This is a genomic window from Flavobacterium sp. JLP, from assembly GCF_015350755.1.
In the GTDB taxonomy this organism is placed as follows: domain Bacteria; phylum Bacteroidota; class Bacteroidia; order Flavobacteriales; family Flavobacteriaceae; genus Flavobacterium.
Genome location: NZ_JADKPS010000001.1, coordinates 417,116 through 435,867 on the forward strand (window position 1 = coordinate 417,116; position 18,752 = coordinate 435,867).

Annotated in this window: 17 protein-coding genes; 8 read left to right on the forward strand and 9 right to left on the reverse strand. The window is 35.5% G+C overall.

Features of this window, described 5'->3' with window-relative positions:
• Positions 1 to 58: 58 nt before the first annotated feature.
• From IRZ83_RS01910 to IRZ83_RS01930, 5 genes are all read right to left on the reverse strand, one after another.
• Complete coding sequence (locus tag IRZ83_RS01910; protein WP_194566452.1) at positions 59 to 640, reverse strand: Crp/Fnr family transcriptional regulator; 582 nt, start codon at positions 638 to 640, stop codon at positions 59 to 61.
• Between the two features lie 149 nt (positions 641 to 789).
• The gene (locus tag IRZ83_RS01915; RefSeq protein WP_194566454.1) at positions 790 to 1,299 is read right to left on the reverse strand and encodes a hypothetical protein; all 510 of its coding nucleotides are present in this window, start codon (positions 1,297 to 1,299) and stop codon (positions 790 to 792) included.
• 194 nt (positions 1,300 to 1,493) lie between these two features.
• Complete coding sequence (locus IRZ83_RS01920) at positions 1,494 to 2,900, reverse strand: efflux transporter outer membrane subunit (RefSeq protein ID WP_194566456.1); 1,407 nt, start codon at positions 2,898 to 2,900, stop codon at positions 1,494 to 1,496.
• Between the two features lie 18 nt (positions 2,901 to 2,918).
• Positions 2,919 to 6,089, reverse strand: coding sequence for an efflux RND transporter permease subunit (locus IRZ83_RS01925; protein ID WP_194566458.1), 3,171 nt, complete (start codon positions 6,087 to 6,089; stop codon positions 2,919 to 2,921).
• Positions 6,090 to 6,095: 6 nt separating this feature from the next.
• Positions 6,096 to 7,253 (reverse strand): efflux RND transporter periplasmic adaptor subunit, encoded by a 1,158-nt coding sequence (locus IRZ83_RS01930; protein WP_029269834.1) that lies wholly within the window; start codon positions 7,251 to 7,253, stop codon positions 6,096 to 6,098.
• A gap of 270 nt (positions 7,254 to 7,523) precedes the next feature.
• On the opposite strand from IRZ83_RS01930, the gene IRZ83_RS01935 reads away from it, so the two are divergent.
• Genes IRZ83_RS01935 through IRZ83_RS01945 form a run of 3 tightly spaced genes read left to right on the forward strand, consistent with a single transcriptional unit; the run spans position 7,524 to position 9,607 of the window.
• Positions 7,524 to 8,567, forward strand: a complete 1,044-nt coding sequence (locus IRZ83_RS01935) for a sensor histidine kinase (protein WP_194566460.1) — start codon at positions 7,524 to 7,526, stop codon at positions 8,565 to 8,567.
• Positions 8,567 to 9,298, forward strand: a complete 732-nt coding sequence (locus IRZ83_RS01940) for a LytR/AlgR family response regulator transcription factor (RefSeq protein ID WP_194566462.1) — start codon at positions 8,567 to 8,569, stop codon at positions 9,296 to 9,298. The genes IRZ83_RS01935 and IRZ83_RS01940 overlap by 1 nt, the downstream gene beginning before the upstream one ends.
• 15 nt (positions 9,299 to 9,313) lie before the next feature.
• Positions 9,314 to 9,607: a DUF3861 domain-containing protein gene (locus IRZ83_RS01945; RefSeq protein WP_194566464.1), complete on the forward strand. Its 294-nt coding sequence runs from the start codon at positions 9,314 to 9,316 to the stop codon at positions 9,605 to 9,607.
• A 54-nt stretch (positions 9,608 to 9,661) separates the two neighbouring features.
• Here IRZ83_RS01945 and IRZ83_RS01950 read toward each other — a convergent pair whose 3' ends face one another.
• Both IRZ83_RS01950 and IRZ83_RS01955 read right to left on the reverse strand, forming a co-directional pair.
• Positions 9,662 to 10,273, reverse strand: coding sequence for a thioredoxin family protein (locus tag IRZ83_RS01950; RefSeq protein ID WP_194566467.1), 612 nt, complete (start codon positions 10,271 to 10,273; stop codon positions 9,662 to 9,664).
• 12 nt (positions 10,274 to 10,285) lie between these two features.
• The gene (locus IRZ83_RS01955; protein WP_194566469.1) at positions 10,286 to 10,762 is read right to left on the reverse strand and encodes a TlpA family protein disulfide reductase; all 477 of its coding nucleotides are present in this window, start codon (positions 10,760 to 10,762) and stop codon (positions 10,286 to 10,288) included.
• A 308-nt stretch (positions 10,763 to 11,070) separates the two neighbouring features.
• Here IRZ83_RS01955 and IRZ83_RS01960 point away from each other — a divergent pair, with 308 nt between their 5' ends.
• From IRZ83_RS01960 to IRZ83_RS01970, 3 genes are read left to right on the forward strand one after another with little or no spacing between them, the layout of a single operon-like run.
• A complete protein-coding gene (locus IRZ83_RS01960; protein ID WP_029269822.1) occupies positions 11,071 to 11,907 on the forward strand; it encodes a sulfite exporter TauE/SafE family protein in 837 nt (278 codons plus the stop codon).
• Entirely contained in the window at positions 11,894 to 12,301 is a 408-nt protein-coding gene (locus IRZ83_RS01965; protein ID WP_082447127.1) for a DUF1634 domain-containing protein, read from the forward strand. The genes IRZ83_RS01960 and IRZ83_RS01965 overlap by 14 nt, the downstream gene beginning before the upstream one ends.
• 33 nt (positions 12,302 to 12,334) lie before the next feature.
• Positions 12,335 to 13,357 carry an LLM class flavin-dependent oxidoreductase gene (locus IRZ83_RS01970; protein WP_194566471.1) on the forward strand — a complete coding sequence of 341 codons (1,023 nt, stop codon included), beginning with the start codon at positions 12,335 to 12,337 and terminating at the stop codon, positions 13,355 to 13,357.
• A gap of 137 nt (positions 13,358 to 13,494) precedes the next feature.
• Here the strand turns inward: IRZ83_RS01970 and IRZ83_RS01975 are convergent, their stop codons facing one another.
• A complete protein-coding gene (locus IRZ83_RS01975) occupies positions 13,495 to 15,942 on the reverse strand; it encodes a TonB-dependent receptor (protein WP_194566473.1) in 2,448 nt (815 codons plus the stop codon).
• A gap of 219 nt (positions 15,943 to 16,161) precedes the next feature.
• Between IRZ83_RS01975 and IRZ83_RS01980 the strand changes: the two genes are divergently transcribed.
• A complete protein-coding gene (locus IRZ83_RS01980; protein WP_194566475.1) occupies positions 16,162 to 17,442 on the forward strand; it encodes an acetyl-CoA C-acetyltransferase in 1,281 nt (426 codons plus the stop codon).
• Positions 17,443 to 17,527: 85 nt separating this feature from the next.
• Here IRZ83_RS01980 and IRZ83_RS01985 read toward each other — a convergent pair whose 3' ends face one another.
• Positions 17,528 to 18,139 (reverse strand): FMN-dependent NADH-azoreductase, encoded by a 612-nt coding sequence (locus tag IRZ83_RS01985; RefSeq protein WP_194566477.1) that lies wholly within the window; start codon positions 18,137 to 18,139, stop codon positions 17,528 to 17,530.
• A gap of 106 nt (positions 18,140 to 18,245) precedes the next feature.
• On the opposite strand from IRZ83_RS01985, the gene IRZ83_RS01990 reads away from it, so the two are divergent.
• Positions 18,246 to 18,617 carry a winged helix-turn-helix transcriptional regulator gene (locus tag IRZ83_RS01990; protein WP_029269809.1) on the forward strand — a complete coding sequence of 124 codons (372 nt, stop codon included), beginning with the start codon at positions 18,246 to 18,248 and terminating at the stop codon, positions 18,615 to 18,617.
• Positions 18,618 to 18,752 lie beyond the last annotated feature (135 nt).

Sequence of the window (18,752 nt, forward strand, 5' to 3'; positions counted from 1 at the left end):
ATGTAAATTATTGCCAATTGATCTGGATCAAGTATTGTATTAATTTTACGCAGTTAAATTATGTGCCCAAAGCAATATTTTTTTTAATACGGCTCAATGTTTCTGGTGCTAAACCCAGATAAGAAGCAATTAGATTTTGAGGAACGCGCTGAATCATTTCTGGATTGGTTTCAGCTAATTGAATGTATTTTTCTTTTGCAGTAAAAGAATTCGAACTGACTAATCTTCGTTCTTTTGTTGCGAGACTATTTTGGAAAAGAATACGGAAATAACGATCCATTTTAGGAACCTGTAAAGTCATTTTCTCTAAATTTTCTCTTGTAATCATAAGCAATTCAGAATCCTCTAGTGCATCAATATTAAATTGAGCATTTTCGCCAAAGCTAAAACTATAAATATCAGACGACCACCAGCCTTCCCAAGCAAACAAATTCATATGTTCATCGCCTTTGTCATCAATATAATAGGAACGCAGCAGACCTTTTGATACAAATGAAAGGCAACTGCAAATTTCTCCTTCTTGAAGCAAAAATTCTTTCTTTCGAAGGTTTTTAGAAATAAAAAAACTTTTGATAGTGCTTTTTTCTTCCTCTGTCAAGGGTACTTTTTTAAGAATATGAGAAAAAAGAACATCAAACATTTTTATTGATTTTGAAAGCCATTCCGCTTAAAGTGAACAACAAATATAAGTGTTTTTTTAAGGTAAAGAATTAATCTAAAACTATATAGTTGTACTAAAAAAAGACGCCTCAATAATTTGAGGCGTTTTTCATTTGTCATGTTTTTGAATTAGTGGCGATCATCGTGTTTTTGCTTATGATCATTGTTATAATCTCCTTTAGAATTTCCTCTTGGATCTCCTTTGGTATTTTTCGGATTATCTTTTTTTGGTTTTTGGTTGTTATAAGATTTGTTTTTCTCAGGTTTATTTCCTCTGTTTTTTTGAGGTGCTCCATGATATCCTTTAGGATAGCTTGCTCTGTGTTTAGTGTGATATGTGTAAGGAGTATTTCCTTTATAATCATTTAAAACTACTTTGTAACCTCCATACAAATCATATTGTCTGTATTTTGAGGGAAGCCTGCTGTCACGAACCCATTTACCATTATTAGCATAGATGTACTGACTTTGAGCAACATCATAATAAGTATCAATATCAGGTAAATAATAATATCTGCTGTCATCGTTTCCTTCTGGTCCCCAGCTAGGAGGAGTTCCAATGTTTACATTAATTGAAACTTGTGCGTGAGCAAAAAATATACTCATAAAGAGCACTAAGGCGAATACTAATTTTTTCATGTTTTCTATTGTTTAAATGTTAATTTGATTTAAACAAAGCTAAAGTAATGCCAATAAAATTGATTATCGCATTCATTATACAGAACCACTAAACCAATCGACGAACAGGACTTTATAACCGACATAAAACTTCAAATAAAAAAACGCCTCAGATTTGAGGCGTTTTTTAAATATTTAAATAAGAGTAATTTCGATTATTTCCAACCGCCGCCTAAAGCTCTGTACAAATTAACAACAGCCTGCAGTTTCTGCAAATTATCATTTATACCACTTAATTGCGCTGCCAAAAGGTTTTGTTCTGATGTTAATACATCTGTATAATTCGTAGCCGAACTATATTCTAAAAGCTGTTGTGTATAATCAACTGCTTTAGTTAAGGCTTCAATTTGTTTTTCTCTTGAATCTTGTTTTTCAACAGCCATTTGGTAGGAATACAAAGCATTAGAAACTTCCTGCCCAGCCGTCAATAGGCTTTGCTGGAAATTATTATACGCTTGCAGTTGTTGTGACTGTGCTGTTGTTAATCTTGTTTTATTTAAACCCTGATTAAAAATCGGCTGCGTTAATCCGCCAATTATCGAATAGAAAATAGAATTACTGAAAAAGTCTTTTAATTCCAAATTCGAAAATCCACCGCTAGCTGTGAGCGTTAAACTTGGGTAGAAATAGGTTCTAGCAAGGTTTGTCGATTCAAAAGCAACTCTGAAGTTATATTCTGCCTGACGAACATCTGGACGATTCTGTAATAATTGAGAAGGCACACCAATTGCAATATTTTCAGGAATAACCTGCGTTCCTAATTCTCCTCTGTCGATTGGTCCTGGTGCTTGTGCTAATAAAATATTAATAGCATTTTCGGTTTCACGAATGCTTTGTTTCAAATCCGGAATCAAAACTTCGGCTGCATGCTGGTTGGCTTCACTTTGTACAACCGCCGCACCAGTTACAATTGCACCTTCTTTTAAAGCTTTAATGGTTTCTACATTTTTTACACGGCTTTCTAATGTTTCCTGCGTGATTTTCAATTGCTTGTCATATGCTAATAGCAAGAAATAATTATTTGCAATGTCTGAAATTAGTTGTGTCTGAACCGCTTGTTTCGCTGCATCTGTAGCTAAATACGAAGCTAAAGCTGCTCTTTTAGAACTGCTTAGTTTCCCCCAGATATCAGCTTCCCAAGATGTGCTTAAACCTAATTTATAAGTTGTAGTCAGGGTATTGATATTAATTCCTGCAGGAAAGTTTAGTCCTGCTTCAGACTGTTTGGTACGTGTTGCATTGGCATCGAGCTGTAATGTTGGATAATATGCCAATTTACTTTGACGAAGCGAAGCTTGAGCCTGTATAATATTTTCAATAGCATTTTTCAAATTAAGGTTATTATCTAATCCTTTTTGAATCAACGCATTTAGTTTTTCATCCTTAAAAACGCTCTGCCAAGGCATATTAGCAATCGTAGTCGAATCGGCGGAAGCCTGATCACGATAAAGCTTATCTGTCGACAGTGTTGTTGGTCGTTCGTACTTTTTAGTAATTGAGCATGCACTTAAAAGCGCGGCTGCAATTACCATTAGAATATATTTATTTGAACTATGAGTCATTTCTTCTGAATTAAATTATTACTCTTTATGAGCTTCTATAAGTTGTATTTCCTCGTCATCATCGCCTTCGTCATCGTAATTTTCCTTTGCCGGACCACTAATTCTTTCTTGTAAAGTCTGGAAAACGATAAACAAAACCGGAATAACAAAAACTCCTAAAATGGTTCCGATTAACATACCTCCAACAGCTCCAGTTCCAATTGATTTATTTCCGACAGCTCCCGCTCCTGATGCAAACATCAACGGTACAAGTCCTAAGATAAAAGCAAAAGATGTCATCAAAATTGGTCTTAAACGCGCTACGGCTCCTTCAACTGCTGCTTGAACAATCGGCAATCCTTTACGTCTTCTTTCAAGGGCAAATTCGACAATCAAAATACCGTTCTTCGCAAGGAGTCCGATAAGCATGATCAAGGAAATCTGAAGATAAATGTTACTGTTTAGTTTGAAAATAATCGAGAACAAATAAGCTCCGGCTAATCCAAACGGAATCGAGAATAATACAGCAAATGGGAGGATATAACTCTCATACTGCGCACTTAACAAGAAATAAACAAAAACCAAACACAGAATAAAGATGAAAATAGTTTCACTTCCTGAAGCTAATTCCTCACGAGTTAATCCTGAGAATTCATATCCGTAACCTGCTGGAAGATTTTCTGCTGCAACTTCTTGAATTGCCTTAATAGCATCTCCAGAACTAAATCCAGGATTTGGAGCTCCGGTAATGGCAATAGAAGAGAAAAGGTTAAATCTCGAAATAGATTCAGGTCCAAAAACTCTGGTCATTTTTACAAATTCTGTAATTGGCGCCATATTTCCAGCGCTGTTGCGTACAAATATTTTGTTCAATCCTTCTGTATTGGTTCTGAATTCTGGCGAAGCCTGAATCATAACACGATATTGTTTTCCGAATTTATTGAAATTCGAAGCATACAATCCACCATAATAACCCTGCATCGTTGACAAGATAGAATTGATTGAAACACCAGCATCTTTGGCTTTAGCCAGATTAATATCCATCATATATTGAGGAAAACCTGGATTAAATGGCGTTGTTGCATATTGAATTTCAGGGCGTTTCGATAATTTTTCTAAAAATTCAGTATTTACTTTAAAGAATTCTGCAGTTGTATGGCCTCCTTTGTCTTGCAATTGAAATTCGAATCCACCACTTTGTCCAAAACCTTGAATAGTTGGAGGCGAAATAAAGAAAATATTAGCTTCACGAATACCGCTTGTTTTGGCAAAAAGCTGTCCAATTACGTCATTAACGCTTAATTCACGTTCATCCCAAGGCAACAATTTTACAATTACCATACTGTAAGCACTACCCGCACCTGCTGTAAAGTTCTGCCCTACAATACGAAGGGTATTTTTAACACCTGGAATGGTGTGCGCAATACTGTCTACTCTTTTAGCTATTACATCAGAACGTTCCATAGAAGCTGATGGCGGTAAGCTAATATTAGCAAAAACAGTTCCTTGATCTTCCGCAGGAACGAAAGCAGAAGGTGTCGTTTTCATCATATAAAATAATCCTGCACTGGCAATAAGAATCGCTGCAAGTACAATCCATTTTTTAACGGAAAGAAAACTAACCGAGCGTTTGTATCTGTTGGTTACATTATCAAATGCAACGTTGAACGAGGTATAAAATCTCTGAATAAAACTTTTATGTTTGTGATCGTCAGCATGAGGTTTTAAAAGTAACGCACATAATGCTGGACTTAAAGTCAATGCGTTTACAGCCGAAAGGATAATGGCAACTGCTAATGTGATACCAAATTGTTTGTAAAAAACTCCGGTAGATCCTGTAATAAAAGTTACTGGAATAAATACGGCAGCCATTACAAGTGTAATCGAAATAATCGCTCCCGAAATTTCACTCATTGCATCGATTGTCGCTTTTTTAGACGATTTATACCCATGATCCAGTTTCGCGTGCACTGCTTCGACGACGACAATAGCATCATCTACCACAATACCAATCGCCAAAACCATTGCAAAAAGCGTTAATAAGTTAATGGTGAAACCGAATAAATTCAGGAAGAAAAACGTTCCTACAATAGCAACCGGAACTGCAATCGCGGGAATTAAAGTAGATCTAAAATCTTGAAGGAAAATAAATACTACGATAAAAACCAATATAAAAGCTTCAATCAAAGTGTGAATTACCTTTTCAATAGAAGCATCAAGGTTTTCGTTAACGTCAACTAAAAGTGTGTATTTTACTCCTTTCGAGAAGCTTTTTGCAGCTTCCTCAATCAATTTTTTCGAGTTGTTGATTACGTCACGTGCATTAGATCCTGGAGTCTGGCTAATTGCCATTGCCGCAGATTCTACTCCGTTTGTTTTAATTGTAGAAGAATAACTTAGAGATCCTAATTCTACTTTAGCAACATCTTTTAATCGTAATATTTGTCCGTTTCCAACAGATTTTATCACAATATCTCCAAATTCCTGAGCACTTGTTAAACGCCCTTTATATTTAATAACGTATTGAAAAGCCTGATCTCCATTTTCACCAAATTTCCCTGGCGCAGCTTCTATATTCTGTTCTGCCAAAGCAGCCGAAATATCACTCGGAATCAGCTTGTATTGCTGCATGATGTCTGGTTTTAGCCAGATTCTCATAGAATAATCTTTTGCCCCAAAAACCGTTACATCTCCTACTCCAACAACACGCTGAATTTGCGGTACAAGATTGATCTTCGCATAATTTTGAAGAAAAGTCTGATCGTAAGCTTTGTCATCACTGTATAAAGAAAAAATCAATAAGTTACTGCTCTGACTTTTCGTTACAGTTACACCTGCTTGAGTTACCTCAACTGGCAATAAACTTGTTGCGCGAGAAACTCTGTTCTGCACGTTTACCGCTGCTAAATCTGGGTTTGTTCCTACTTTGAAGAAAATTTTGATAGACGCATTTCCGTCATTGGTTGCTGAGGATGTCATGTAAGTCATGTTCTCCACACCGTTAATCTGCTCTTCTAGCGGGATTACAATACTTTTAAGCACTACGTCTGCATTGGCTCCGGTATAACTGGCTGAAACGTTTACTGTAGGCGGTGCAATATCCGGATATTGAGAAATAGGCAACTCAACAAGTCCTAAAACACCTAAAATTACGATGATGACCGATATTACTGTAGAAAGTACTGGTCGCTGTATAAATATTTTAAACATTGGCTTTTATTTTAAGTCTGCGTAAACCGTTTCTGGTTGCTGATTTTGAGTTTTTATTTCGCTTCCTTCTTTTAAAGAGGCAACTCCTTCTAATACAATTTGATCTCCAGCTTTTAAGCCGCTTGTTACTACATAATAATTTCCAGCTGTGTTTTCAAGTTTGGTAATATTGACGTTTTTCGTTTTTCCGTCTTTTCCTACTGTTACAACAAAAATTTTGTCCTGAAGTTCAAATGTAGCGCTCTGAGGAACGATCATAGCATCTTTTACTTCATTTGGAATTCGAACTGTCGTGCTGCTTCCGCTTCTGATAATTCCTTTTGGATTAGCAAATCTTGCTCTGATGTTTACAGAACCAGTTTCAGTATTAATAAGTCCATTTACAGTTTCAATACGACCTTTTTCAGTGTACTCTGAACCGTCTGAAAGTAATAATGAGACAGGTGGGAATTGTTTGATTTTCTGCGCTATTGTAGTTCCAGAACCACTTTGTGTAAAATTCAGTAAAGCTTTTTCATTCATAGCAAAATAGGCATACACATTTCCAATACTGGAAACAGTCGTTAAAGCTTCAGCTGTATTTGAACTTACCAAACTTCCTAAACGAAACGGAATTGAACCTACAACTCCATTAACCGGACTTGTTACAGTAGTATAACCTAAATTAGTTTTAGCATTTACTAAAGCTGCATTTGCCTGAGCCAAATTAGCAGCCGCCGATTCATAAGTATATTGAGCCGACTCTAAATCATATTTACTTATAATTCCTTTTTCGACAAGAGGTCTTACTTTGTTAACAGCCAGTTTTGCTGCACTTACTTCTGCTTGAGCACTTTTAATGCTTGCCGCCGCAGTACGAACCTGCTGCTCATATTCTGGAGCACTGATTTTAAACAAAGGCTGGCCTGCTTTTACAACAGCACCTTCATCAACAAAAATCTTATCAATATAACCTTCCACTCTTGGACGGATTTCTATATTTTGCTGCCCTTGAATACTCGCAGGAAAATCAGTATTTAATGTTGCTGACTCTGGTTGCAATACCAGTGTTTTATACTCTTTAACTTGAGCCGCTCCGGCTTGTGCCGCTTGGTCGTTTTTATTTCCACATGAAGTGATGATAACTGTTGCAGCAAGAATGCCTAAAAAAGATTGCTTATTCATTTTTATCAAATATGAGATTATCTATTTATTAATAAACAAAGGAACTAAAATAGTGTAAGCGGCAATTTTTCAATAGACGTAGAGGCCAATAGAATCGACATAAATGGATTGCCACACGATTAAAATTATACAGATGCATCTACTGCCTCTTCAATTGAGGCTCGTCGTCTGTAAAGCGGTTTTTAGAGATTATAGCACCATTTTGGACGATTGGTTAAAAGATCATATGCAAATAAAATGTAATATTGTCAATAAAAATCATAACTTATAATGGCACCAAACCTTTCTAGACCCTATATGTTTGCGGGATTACATATCCTTGCCTGGTTATTATTGGGATTTATCATGCTATTTTATATTCCTATAACATGGAATGTAGTTTTGCCGTCCGTTTTTTGGCTTTGGCAGATTATCATATTGATTCTCTTAATTATTATTTTTTACTCTAATGCCAAAATCATAGTTCCAAAAACAATAATAAGAAACAATACCACTCCTTATTTAGTCTGGTCTTTTCTTATAATTTTTGCCATGCAGATTATCGCGTATTTTTATTCTTCTCAAACCGATGTTCACACTAAAGTAAGTTTGGTTTTAGGTTTTACAAAATACAGAAATCCTTATTTTGACAATTATGTTTTAATGCTCACTTTGCTGGTTTTGGGTATAAGTACAAGCTGGTCAATGCTGCAATATTGGCAAAAAGCAGCCCAACATAAACAAAAACTGGAACAAGATAAAACAGCCGCAGAATTAGCAATGCTGAAAGCACAGATTAATCCGCACTTTTTCTTTAATTCGCTTAACAGCATTTATTCTCTTACTTATACCGATATTGAAGATTCTAGAAATGCGCTCCATACTCTAAGCAGAATGATGCGATATCTTCTTTACAGCACTGAAGAAAGAACCACATTGCTGAAAGAAGCTGAATTTATGAGAGATTTTATTGCGCTCATGAAACTTCGAGCTAACAGCAAATTGACGATTACAACAGATATTCCAGAAAAAATACACGATTACCCAATTGTTCCGATGTTATTGCTACCTTTAGTAGAAAATGCTTTTAAACACGGTATTCATGCCACTGATAAAAGTCTAATACATATTTCGCTAATACAGAAGGGAAACATTCTTGAATTTGAAGTAGAAAATACCTATTTCGAAAAATCTTCAACAACTGACGAAGGCGGTATTGGATTAACAAATACAAAACGCAGACTGCATTTAATTTATCCGAACAAGCATTCATTAAAAGCTGGAATTGGCAAAAATGGCATGTATAATGTAAAACTGCAAATAACTTTAGACTAATGACAACATTAAGATGTATAGCAGTAGACGATGAACCGCTCGCATTAAAACTCGTAGAAACTTTTATTGAGCAAACACCATTTCTGGAATTAATCTCCAGCTGTGACAATGCCGTTGAAGCCATGGGTTTAATTCGCGAAAAACAGCCCGATCTTGTTTTTTTGGATATTAATATGCCGAATTTAACGGGAATGGAATTAGCAAGACTTTTACAAGAACAGCCTGGAATATCGCCAAAGATTGTTTTTACAACTGCTTACAATCATTATGCTATTGAAGGTTATAAAGTTAATGCCATTGATTATCTTTTAAAACCTTTTAGTTATGAAGAATTTTTGCGCGCTGCAAACAAAGTGCGCCAATTAGTCGAAGAATCTTCACAAGAAAACCACTCTTTTAATCCTGATGATGAATTTATATTTTTAAAGGTCGAATATCATTGGGTAAAAGTGAATTTAAAAGACATTTTATATATCGAAAGTTTGAAAGATTATGTAAAAGTGCATCTTGAAAATTCAGATAAAGCCTTAATGTCGCTCATTTCTTTAAAAGCGCTTGAAGAAAAACTGCCTTCTTCAAAATTTATGCGAATGAATCGTTCTTTTATTGTTGCACTAGAAAAAATAAGTGCCATCAGCAAAAACTCCATTTTTGTAGATAAAATTGAAATAACTGTGGGAGAGCAATACAAAGAAACCTTTAAGGTAATTGTAGATAAATGGATAAAATAATTATAGAATTATCAGATGGAAAAAAAATCTAACAAATATCATTTGACATTAAAATTGTCGCAATATGCAAACGGCGACACAGAGCCTGCCCAAGAACTTGAATTAGATTTCGATAATCACGATGAAATTTTCAGTATTATCGAAAGAATGAAAAACAAAAACATTTTTGATACGCCTGAAGAAGCAACTCAGTTTGCACTTGGCTTGAAATTATTTGGAGAAATAAAATTAAAACACCGAAAAAATCCTCTTTTTGACGAGTTGAATGAAGTATTTCCTGTCTTTATGAAAAAACTAAAAAGTCTATAGAAAATAAAACGCCTCAATAATGAGGCGTTTTATTATTAGAAGAAAATCTAAAAATTAAGCTTTTGCTTTTCTTTTTACAGTACATCCAATCTCTTTTGTTTGTGTCACTGCTGGTTTTTTATTGCTTTGCAATGCAGCAATAGCCTCTTCGGCATATTTCGTTTTTTCTGCTTTTGTTCCTTCTGGATCATTGTCAATTGCCCCAACATATTCTATAACATTTCCTTTTGCCGTTTTAGAAACGATAAAAAGATGCGGTGTATGTTTTGCACCATATTGATCTGTAACTTTTTGTCCTGCATCATACAAATATGGAAATGGGTATTTTTTCTCTTTCGCTAAATCCTGCATTTTATCAAACGAATCAGCTTTTGAGGCTTCAGGATCATTTGGGTTAATAGCAATTACAGGATATCCTTGAGATCTGAATTTTTTATCCAACTCAATAATTCTTTGCTCATACGCTACAGCATACGGACAAGTATTACAGGTAAAAACTACGATAAAACCTTTTGCTTTTGGATAACTTGCAAAAGAAATTTCTTTACCGTCTACATTTTTCAATTTAAAATCTGGTGCAGGATCTCCAGCTTTCAGCGTTGCATTTTGAGCCTGAGAAATAAAAGCAGAAAATGCCAGTACTAATAAAAGAATTATTTTTTTCATGGTTTAAGAGGTTTACAGTTTTTTATATTCATTTAATAATTGTTCGTACGTAAATTCCGTTTCGACAAATTTTCGTTTATCGCCTTTGATGAAAATGGTTGCCGGAATACTGCCTGACCAAGAAGGATCAATACGGTCAATATATTCCTGCGGACTGCTTTCATTTAATAAAAAGACTTCATTTTTCAGGTTTTTTCTTTTCACAAAAGGAATAACTGAGGTGCTTAATTTTGATTTAAAATCGACACTAACTAATAATACAGCTAATTTTTCTGTTTTAAATTCGGATTTCAACTTTTCAAAATGTGGTAATTCTTTAATACAAGGTGCGCACCAAGTTGCCCAAAAATTGACTACGTAAGTACTGTCTTTTCCATTTTTTATTCTTTCGTGTAGCTGATCAACATTAATCAATTTTACATTTTGGCTATATGACGATCCTGAAAAAATGACCAATAGAAATAGGTAAACAAACAACTTGATTTTCATAAAGACAGCCTTTTGAATTAATTTCTTCTTACAAATATAAACTAATGAAGTTTTAGTTTTTGTTAATAAAAGTTTAATGCATTGAAATTAAACGTGAAGATCTCTAAGTAATTAAAAGGTCTCCTAAGTTTTTAAGCTAAAAAGCATCATGTTCCTAGGAACATTTCATCGGTACAAAAAAATGTTTAATTTCAACGTCGTTTCGTAAAATAAAAAAACGTTTTCGTCTTTTTAAGTATTTTTTAAGCTCTTAAAAACTCCCTCAGCAAATTTCTATTCGTAAATTAGCGGAAACAAAATTTATCCGAATGACAGTACTTACATTTACCCTGATTATGATTCTTGGCGCTTTTTTAGCGGGTTTTATTGGTTCATTATCAGGTTTAGGAGGCGGTATTATTATTATTCCGCTTTTAACCGTCATTTTAGGAGTCGATATTCATTATGCTATTGGCGCGGCATTGGTTTCAGTAATTGCAACTTCTTCGGGTTCTGCAGCTGCTTATGTTCGGGAAGGAATTACCAATATGCGTCTGGGAATTTTCCTCGAAATTGCCACTACAATCGGTGCTGTTTGCGGTGCATTGCTTTCCACAATTGCTCCTACTTCATTCATCGCCGTTTTATTCGGACTTACTTTAATTTTCTCGGCTATAAACTCACTTCGAAAAAAAGAAGAACATATTGTATTAGAATCTAGTTTATTAGCAAAAAAGCTAAAACTTCAGGGAACTTATCCTTCGCATGACGGAGAAGTAATCAGTTACGGAACCAAAAATGTAGTTGGAGGTTTTGGAATGATGGGAATTGCCGGAATGATGTCGGGCTTGCTTGGAATTGGTTCTGGTGCTTTCAAGGTAATCGCTATGGATAATATTATGAAAATTCCGTTTAAAGTTTCGACTACAACCAGCAATTTTATGATGGGCGTTACGGCAATGGCAAGTTCTGTTATTTACATTCAAAAAGGATATATCGAACCCGGAATTTGTATGCCTGTTGTTATTGGCGTTTTGTTTGGAGCAATGGCGGGAGCCAAAGTATTAGTGAAAACAAACCCTAAAAAACTGAGAATATTTTTTGCCTGTCTGATTTTTGTACTTGCAGTAAATATGATTTATAACGGAATTAATGGAAAAATCTAAAGTTATGCAAAACGAAAAATTTGGAGAAAAAGACTTTCAATCCATTATAGGGAATCTATTGCGCTATGGCGTTTGGACTTCATTATCAGTGGCTTTTGTTGGCGGAATTGTATATTTAATGCGACATTCTACAGCTATTGAAGATTACTCCGTTTTTAAAGAAAATGACCAAAATATTTTTGAAGTAATATCTTCTGTTTACAAAGGCGTTATTCAAGGAAATGGCGAATCGCTTATCTTTTTTGGAATTATACTGCTGTTTTTAACGCCGGTATTTCGAGTTTTACTTTCGTTGTTTTCTTTCCTTTTAGAGAAAGACTACCTTTATGTAGTGATTACTTCAATCGTTATTTTAATCATTATTACAAGTGTCTCGCTGGGATTTTCACATTAATTGCTTAAAGACTAAAGCTAAAAAATTAAAAAAATGGAAATAGGAATAGATAGTTTTGCTTCGGCAATGTACGGAAGCAACAACAGTTTAAGCAGTGTTGATGCTATGGAACAGCTCCTTCAAAGAATTGAATTGGCAGATCAAGTTGGTCTTGATGTATTTGGAATTGGAGAGCATCATAAAAAAGAGTTTTTAGATTCGGCTACAGTTGTAATTTTAAGTGCCGCGGCTTCAAGGACAAAAAACATTAGATTAGCAAGTGCTGTTTCGGTTTTAAGCGCTGCAGATCCTGTGAGAGTGTATCAAAGTTTTGCAACATTAGATTTAATTTCTAAAGGAAGAGCTGAAATTGTTGTAGGACGAGGATCATCTATTGAAGCGTATCCCCTTTTCGGATTTAATCTGAATGATTATGATGCTCTTTTTAAAGAAAAACTGGAACTTTTTTTACAAGTTAGAGACAATGAATTTGTGACTTGGTCAGGAAAATTTCGTCCAGCAATAAATAATCTTCCGGTTTATCCGAGGGCATTGCAGGAAAAACTGCCCGTTTGGTTAGGCGTTGGAGGAACTCCAGAATCGTTTATTAGAGCTGGAAGCCTTGGTTTGCCTTTAATGGTAGCCATAATTGGAGGTCAGACACACCGTTTTCGTCCACTGATTGATTTGTACCGTCAAGCTGGAGCAGCTGCAGGTTATAAGCCAGAAGAACTTAAAGTAGGAATACATTCGCCAGGTTATGTTGGAACTACAACAGATAAAGCAATTGAAGAATACTATCCGGGCTACGCTGAACTTTGGACAAAACTAGGACTCGAGCGCGGTTGGCCACCAGTAACAAAAGCCAAATTCGATGGACTTATTGATGACGAAGGCGTTTTGATAGTAGGTGGTCCGGAGCGTGTTGCTGAGAAAATTTTGCGACACAGCGAATCACTTGGCGGGATTTCAAGATTTACTTTCCAAATGGATAATGCAGGGCTTACTCACAACCAATTAATGAATGCGATAGAACTCATTGGAACAAAAGTAATTCCTTTGATAAAAAAAGGGTAGTTTTTTGGCCACAGATGTCACAGATTAAATGGATTTTTATAACCTTTGACCCTCTGTAACTCTGAACCTTTGTAACTTAAAAAAAAAGCATCCCTTTACGGATGCTTTTTTTATGAAAAATTCGAGATGAAAAATTCTTAGAATTTATAAGTTAACCCAACTCTAAAGTTTCTTGGCTGTTCTGTCTGCCAGTAGTAAGCATTAAGGTAAGAATAGTAAGACCCGCTGTAAAGGTATTTATCCAAGATATTAAAAACATTTGCTGTAACTTTAATTTTTCCAATCTCATAAGACAAACCTCCATCAAGCTTGAAATAACTTGGCAGTTTTTGAAGTCCAACACTCCAAGTATCCGTTTGGCGTCCGTCAAGGAAGGTTCCTCCAATAGAAGCTCCAAATCCTTTGATTTTACCGCTTTGAACCGTATAATTTAGCCATGCATTTGCAACATGTTTAGAATATCCAGGTACAATGTCGCCAACTTTAATTCCGGTTGCAGCAGAAACCGCTGGGTCAACTTCATTTACAATAGATTCTGTAAAGGCGTAGTTTGCAATAAGATTAAGGCCATCAAAGATTTTTCCTCTCAAATCAAGCTCAACACCCTGCGCTCTTTTTTCTCCCAAAACAACAGAATATTGTTCTCCAGGACTATTAGCAGGATCAGATGTAAGTTCGTTTTTCTTTAAAATGCTGTAAGCTGCTAAAGTTGTACTCCATGAACCGTCAAACCAGTCTTTTTTGATACCGATTTCCATATTATTGCCCGTAAGAGGTTTTACTTTATCACCGCTTTTAATAATACCTGATTGAGGTGTAAAAGCTTGATCATATAATCCGTAAATGGCAAGACTTTCTGTTACAGAATAACTTACTCCTACACGTGGTGTAATATGAGAATCTGAGATTGGCGCACCGCCCCAGCTTGCTTGGCTGATCCAAGTGTATCTTGCAGCCAGAGTCAATCTTAATTTATTTTCAAAGAAACCCAATTCATCTTGAGCATAACCAGCAGCATATTCTGAATTCATAATACCACCCGCAGCCAAAGCTCTGTCTTTTAAAGAAGTTGCTCTGTCAAAATTCGGCATTCCGTTTGAAGGCGGGCCATAATTTGGAGCATTTACATTAAATGGATTATCAACAGTGTCAAGATCATGCGACTGACCCCAATCTGCAATATAATCTTTGCTTCCTAAGTCTATTCCACCCAATATTTTATGGCTTACTGAACCTGTGTTGAATTTTCCGTTCAAAAATATTTGACCTAGGTACATATTGCTTTCAGAATCCCAAATACCAACATTTCTAATAATTTCACCATTGGCAAGAGTTCCCTCTGGAATACCGTCAAAATTTGAATCTACTGGACCTGGACCTACAGCACTTGGCCATGAGCTGTATCCTTTTTGAAGATATTTAAAGTAAGTTGTCTGAGCAGTAAGTTTCCAGTTGTCATCAAATTTATGTTCAAAAACCAAGTATCCGCTGTGGTCGTTAATTTTTGTATCCGGCAAACCTGGCTGTGTCATAGTAAAGTCTACAGGCATTGTTGCGTAACCTCCAGAATCAGCACCAAAAACATAGTACGAACCTACTTCTGTCATATTGGCCATTTGATAATTGTATTCTAAAGTAACTTTGGTTTTATCATCAATTTGATAAGAAAGAACCGGAGCAATTACGTAACGGTCATTGTGCTCAAAAGGACGATGAGATCCTTTTTTCTGAAATGCACCATTAAATCTGTATAAAAATTTACCTTTTTCATCAAATTTACCGTCAAGATCTATACTTGCTCTGTAAAAATCATAGCTTCCTGCCATAACAGTCGCTTCGTTTTTTGTAATTCCGGTTGGTTTTTTAGTAACTACATTATAAAGTCCGCTTGGATCTCCGCTAGAAAGCATGAATCCTGCCGGTCCTTTTACAAATTCAATATGATCTACAAAACTCATATCTTCTGTTAAGGGGCCCCAAAAAGAAGAAACCACATTAAATCCGTTACGGAAAGCTTGAATTTGAGATCCACGCATCGTGATATTTGTGTACATATCTCCCCAGTGCTCTAAACGCACCGCTCCACTCACATTACGGATAACGCCATCACTCATACTGATAATTTGCTGGTCTTTTAAAGTCTGGGCACTAACAATTTGAATGTTTTGCGGAATTTCAAGTATCGGAGTCTGAAGACGCAGTGACAATGAAGGTTTGTCTTGTTTGTATTTATTTTTTGTAATAATTACTTCATCAAGATCTTCCTGGCTTTCAGAAAGTGAAAAGTTTTTATTTGTAGTTTGTTTTGCTGTAACCACAATTTGATCTTCAATTCTATGAATTCCTACAGAACTGATCGTAATGGTATAAGACGCTGGTTTTACATTTTTAATTTCGTATTGTCCGGTAGAATTGGTTACTGCACTATATTTTGTTCCTTTAAGAGCAACTGAAACATTTTCTGCAGGGACATTACCACTTAAAGTAACTTTTCCGCTCACTTTTCCCAACTCTTGACTCATCATGTTTAATGAACCCAAAAGAACTGTTAAGAAGAAAATTTTTTTGATACTATTTATATTCATTTTAGTAAGGTGTTAAATTTCGTTGGCAAAAGTAACTCCTAATATCTGGTTTTCCAAATTATATTTATTCATTCTAAATAAATATAAAAAAGTACAGCTTTAATTTTATTATAAATGCTCTAGATAAAATTATCTTAAGTACTTAATATCATATTACAAATAACTCTTCCTATCTTTATTCTTAGAAAATAAAATTAGTCCTTCCCTAAAAACATAAAAATGAATCACAACAATACCATTAGAAAAGTCGCCATTGTTGGCTATAATAGAATTCCGTTTGCACGTGCCAATACCGCTTACGCAGAAGTTGGAAATCAAGAAATGATGACAGCCGCCTTAAACGGACTTATCGATAAATACCATTTAAAAGGTAAATTATTAGGTGAAGTTGTTGGTGGTGCCGTAATCAAGCATACATCTGACAGTAATTTGATCAGAGAATGCGTTATGAAAACCAGTCTCGATCCTGCAACGCCAGCCTGCGATCTCCAACAAGCGTGCGATACCGGAATAGAAAGTGCCATTTATATCGCCAATAAAATTGCTTTAGGACAAATTGATTCTGGAATTGCAGGAGGTGTAGATTCTATTAGTGACATGCCGATTGCAGTAAGCGAAAAATTGAGAAAAATTTTGCTGAATGCTCGAAAAGCAAAATCATTGGGAGAAAAAATCAAGACTTTCTTAAAACTTCGTCCCGCAGATTTAACGCCTTTGGTTCCGAGAAACGAAGAATCTCAGACCGGACTTTCAATGGGCGGTCACACTGAAATTACTGCAAAATATTATAAGATTTCAAGAGAAGACCAAGACAATTTAGCACTTAAAAGCCATTTGAATATGGCAAAAGCCTATGATGAAGGTTTTTTTGATGATATGATCACACCTTTTAACGGATTAGAAAAAGATAATAATCTGAGAAAAGACAGTTCAATCGAAAAGTTAGCCAAATTAAATCCGGCATTTGACAAAACAAACGGAACATTAACGGCTGGAAACTCAACACCTCTTACAGACGGCGCATCGTGTATACTTCTAGCCAGTGAAGAATGGGCAAAAGAACGCGGACTGCCTGTTCTAGCTTACATTACTTTTGCAGAAGTTGCTGCGATTGAATATGTCAAAAATCAGCAGAATCTTTTACTAGCACCTTTATTCGCTGCCAGCAGAATGCTCGAAAAAGCGGGACTGACTTTACAGGATTTTGATTTTTATGAAATTCATGAAGCTTTTGCTGCTCAGGTTTTGGCAACCTTAAAAATCTGGGAAAGCCCCGAATTGAGTGCCGAATTAGGTTTAAAGAAAACACTAGGCGCAATCGACAGAGAAAAACTGAATGTAAAAGGCAGCAGTCTTGCAGCCGCGCATCCTTTTGCTGCAACTGGAGGCAGGATAATTGGTGTTATGGCTAAGTTATTAAACGAAAAAGGTTCAGGAAGAGGATTTATTTCGATTTGCGCTGCCGGCGGACAAGGAATTACAATGATTATTGAGAAATAATAATTATTTGATATTAAAAATAAAACGGTCATCACTGTTAAAGTAAAATGACAATGATGATCGTTTAAATTTGTATATGACTCAATTAAAAAGCAAACTCTTCAACTGATATTAAAGCTTTTGGCAAAGCATTCTCAGCTAATTGTGGGATTGCAGAACCTTCGACACGAAAAACAGTAACATCTGTAATTCCTAAAAATCCAAAAACCGTTCGCAGATAAGGTTCAGAGAAATCATAGCTTTGGTATGGTCCCTCAGAAAAAACGGCACCGGAAGCAATAGATAAAATCACTTTCTTATCTGTCAATAATCCTTTTGGTCCATTTTCATCATAACTAAACGTCTTGCCAGCTCTTGCAACCTGGTCAATCCAGCCTTTTAATACTGCTGGAATTCCAAAATTATAAAGAGGAACACCAATCACAACAATATCAGCTTCTATAAGATCTGTTGTCGCCTCATCTGAGTATTTTAAAGTTTCGTTTTGAGCGTCGCTTCGCTGTTCTGCCGGAGTATAAAGAGCACTAATATCCAATCCGCTTAAATAAGGCGAAGGCGCTTTCGAAAGGTCAAGCGTTTTAACCTGAGTTTCTCCGTATGTTCTTTTCAGTTTTTGTAGAACAGCATTAGATAATTTATTGCTAAATGAAGCATCTCCTTTGGTGCTTGTTATTATGTTCAGAATCTTTTTACTCATTTTATACTTGTTTTGTTTATAATACAAACTTATGTACATTTGCTATCTCTTTTATAGTACTATCCTCAAGGATAGCGCTATCTTTGAGGATAGTAACAGTATAAATATGAAAATAGCAAGTAAGAAAACGGAGAAAATTGCCTGTCAGCCAGAAGAATGCTTGTCTTCACTGCTTCCGGTAAGAGATGCATTAGAGGTTTTAAGCGGCAGATGGAAAATCCCCATATTGATCACTTTATCAAATCGACCGAAACGATTTAAAGAAATTTCTAAAGATATAAATGGCATTACAGATAAAATGCTTTCGAAAGAACTTAAAGATCTAGAAATAAACAAATTGGTTACCAGAACGGTTTACGATACTTTCCCGCCAACTGTTGAATACGCCTCAACAGAACACAGCAAATCTTTAAAAGATGTGATAATGGCGCTAAAAGATTGGGGAACTTTACACAGAAAAGAAATTATAGGAAAGTAAAAAAACACATCGTATTAAATAAAGCTACAAGTTATTTTCGCACGCTGATTTTATAGATTTAAAACATTTTTTTTTTAATCTTCTAAATCATTTTAATCTGTGGCTATAATAAAAACTTAGCCACTTTGCGCCTTC

Coding starts and splice junctions, on each gene's coding strand:
- IRZ83_RS01955 (WP_194566469.1), bottom strand. CDS start 10,762: ATGAAAATCAAGTTGTTTGTTTACCTATTTCTATTGGTCATTTTTTCA.
- IRZ83_RS01925 (WP_194566458.1), bottom strand. CDS start 6,089: ATGTTTAAAATATTTATACAGCGACCAGTACTTTCTACAGTAATATCG.
- IRZ83_RS01915 (WP_194566454.1), bottom strand. CDS start 1,299: ATGAAAAAATTAGTATTCGCCTTAGTGCTCTTTATGAGTATATTTTTT.
- IRZ83_RS01950 (WP_194566467.1), bottom strand. CDS start 10,273: ATGAAAAAAATAATTCTTTTATTAGTACTGGCATTTTCTGCTTTTATT.
- IRZ83_RS01960 (WP_029269822.1), top strand. CDS start 11,071: ATGACAGTACTTACATTTACCCTGATTATGATTCTTGGCGCTTTTTTA.
- IRZ83_RS01965 (WP_082447127.1), top strand. CDS start 11,894: ATGGAAAAATCTAAAGTTATGCAAAACGAAAAATTTGGAGAAAAAGAC.
- IRZ83_RS01975 (WP_194566473.1), bottom strand. CDS start 15,942: ATGAATATAAATAGTATCAAAAAAATTTTCTTCTTAACAGTTCTTTTG.
- IRZ83_RS01935 (WP_194566460.1), top strand. CDS start 7,524: ATGGCACCAAACCTTTCTAGACCCTATATGTTTGCGGGATTACATATC.
- IRZ83_RS01920 (WP_194566456.1), bottom strand. CDS start 2,900: ATGACTCATAGTTCAAATAAATATATTCTAATGGTAATTGCAGCCGCG.
- IRZ83_RS01940 (WP_194566462.1), top strand. CDS start 8,567: ATGACAACATTAAGATGTATAGCAGTAGACGATGAACCGCTCGCATTA.
- IRZ83_RS01930 (WP_029269834.1), bottom strand. CDS start 7,253: ATGAATAAGCAATCTTTTTTAGGCATTCTTGCTGCAACAGTTATCATC.
- IRZ83_RS01945 (WP_194566464.1), top strand. CDS start 9,314: ATGGAAAAAAAATCTAACAAATATCATTTGACATTAAAATTGTCGCAA.
- IRZ83_RS01970 (WP_194566471.1), top strand. CDS start 12,335: ATGGAAATAGGAATAGATAGTTTTGCTTCGGCAATGTACGGAAGCAAC.
- IRZ83_RS01990 (WP_029269809.1), top strand. CDS start 18,246: ATGAAAATAGCAAGTAAGAAAACGGAGAAAATTGCCTGTCAGCCAGAA.
- IRZ83_RS01985 (WP_194566477.1), bottom strand. CDS start 18,139: ATGAGTAAAAAGATTCTGAACATAATAACAAGCACCAAAGGAGATGCT.
- IRZ83_RS01910 (WP_194566452.1), bottom strand. CDS start 640: ATGTTTGATGTTCTTTTTTCTCATATTCTTAAAAAAGTACCCTTGACA.
- IRZ83_RS01980 (WP_194566475.1), top strand. CDS start 16,162: ATGAATCACAACAATACCATTAGAAAAGTCGCCATTGTTGGCTATAAT.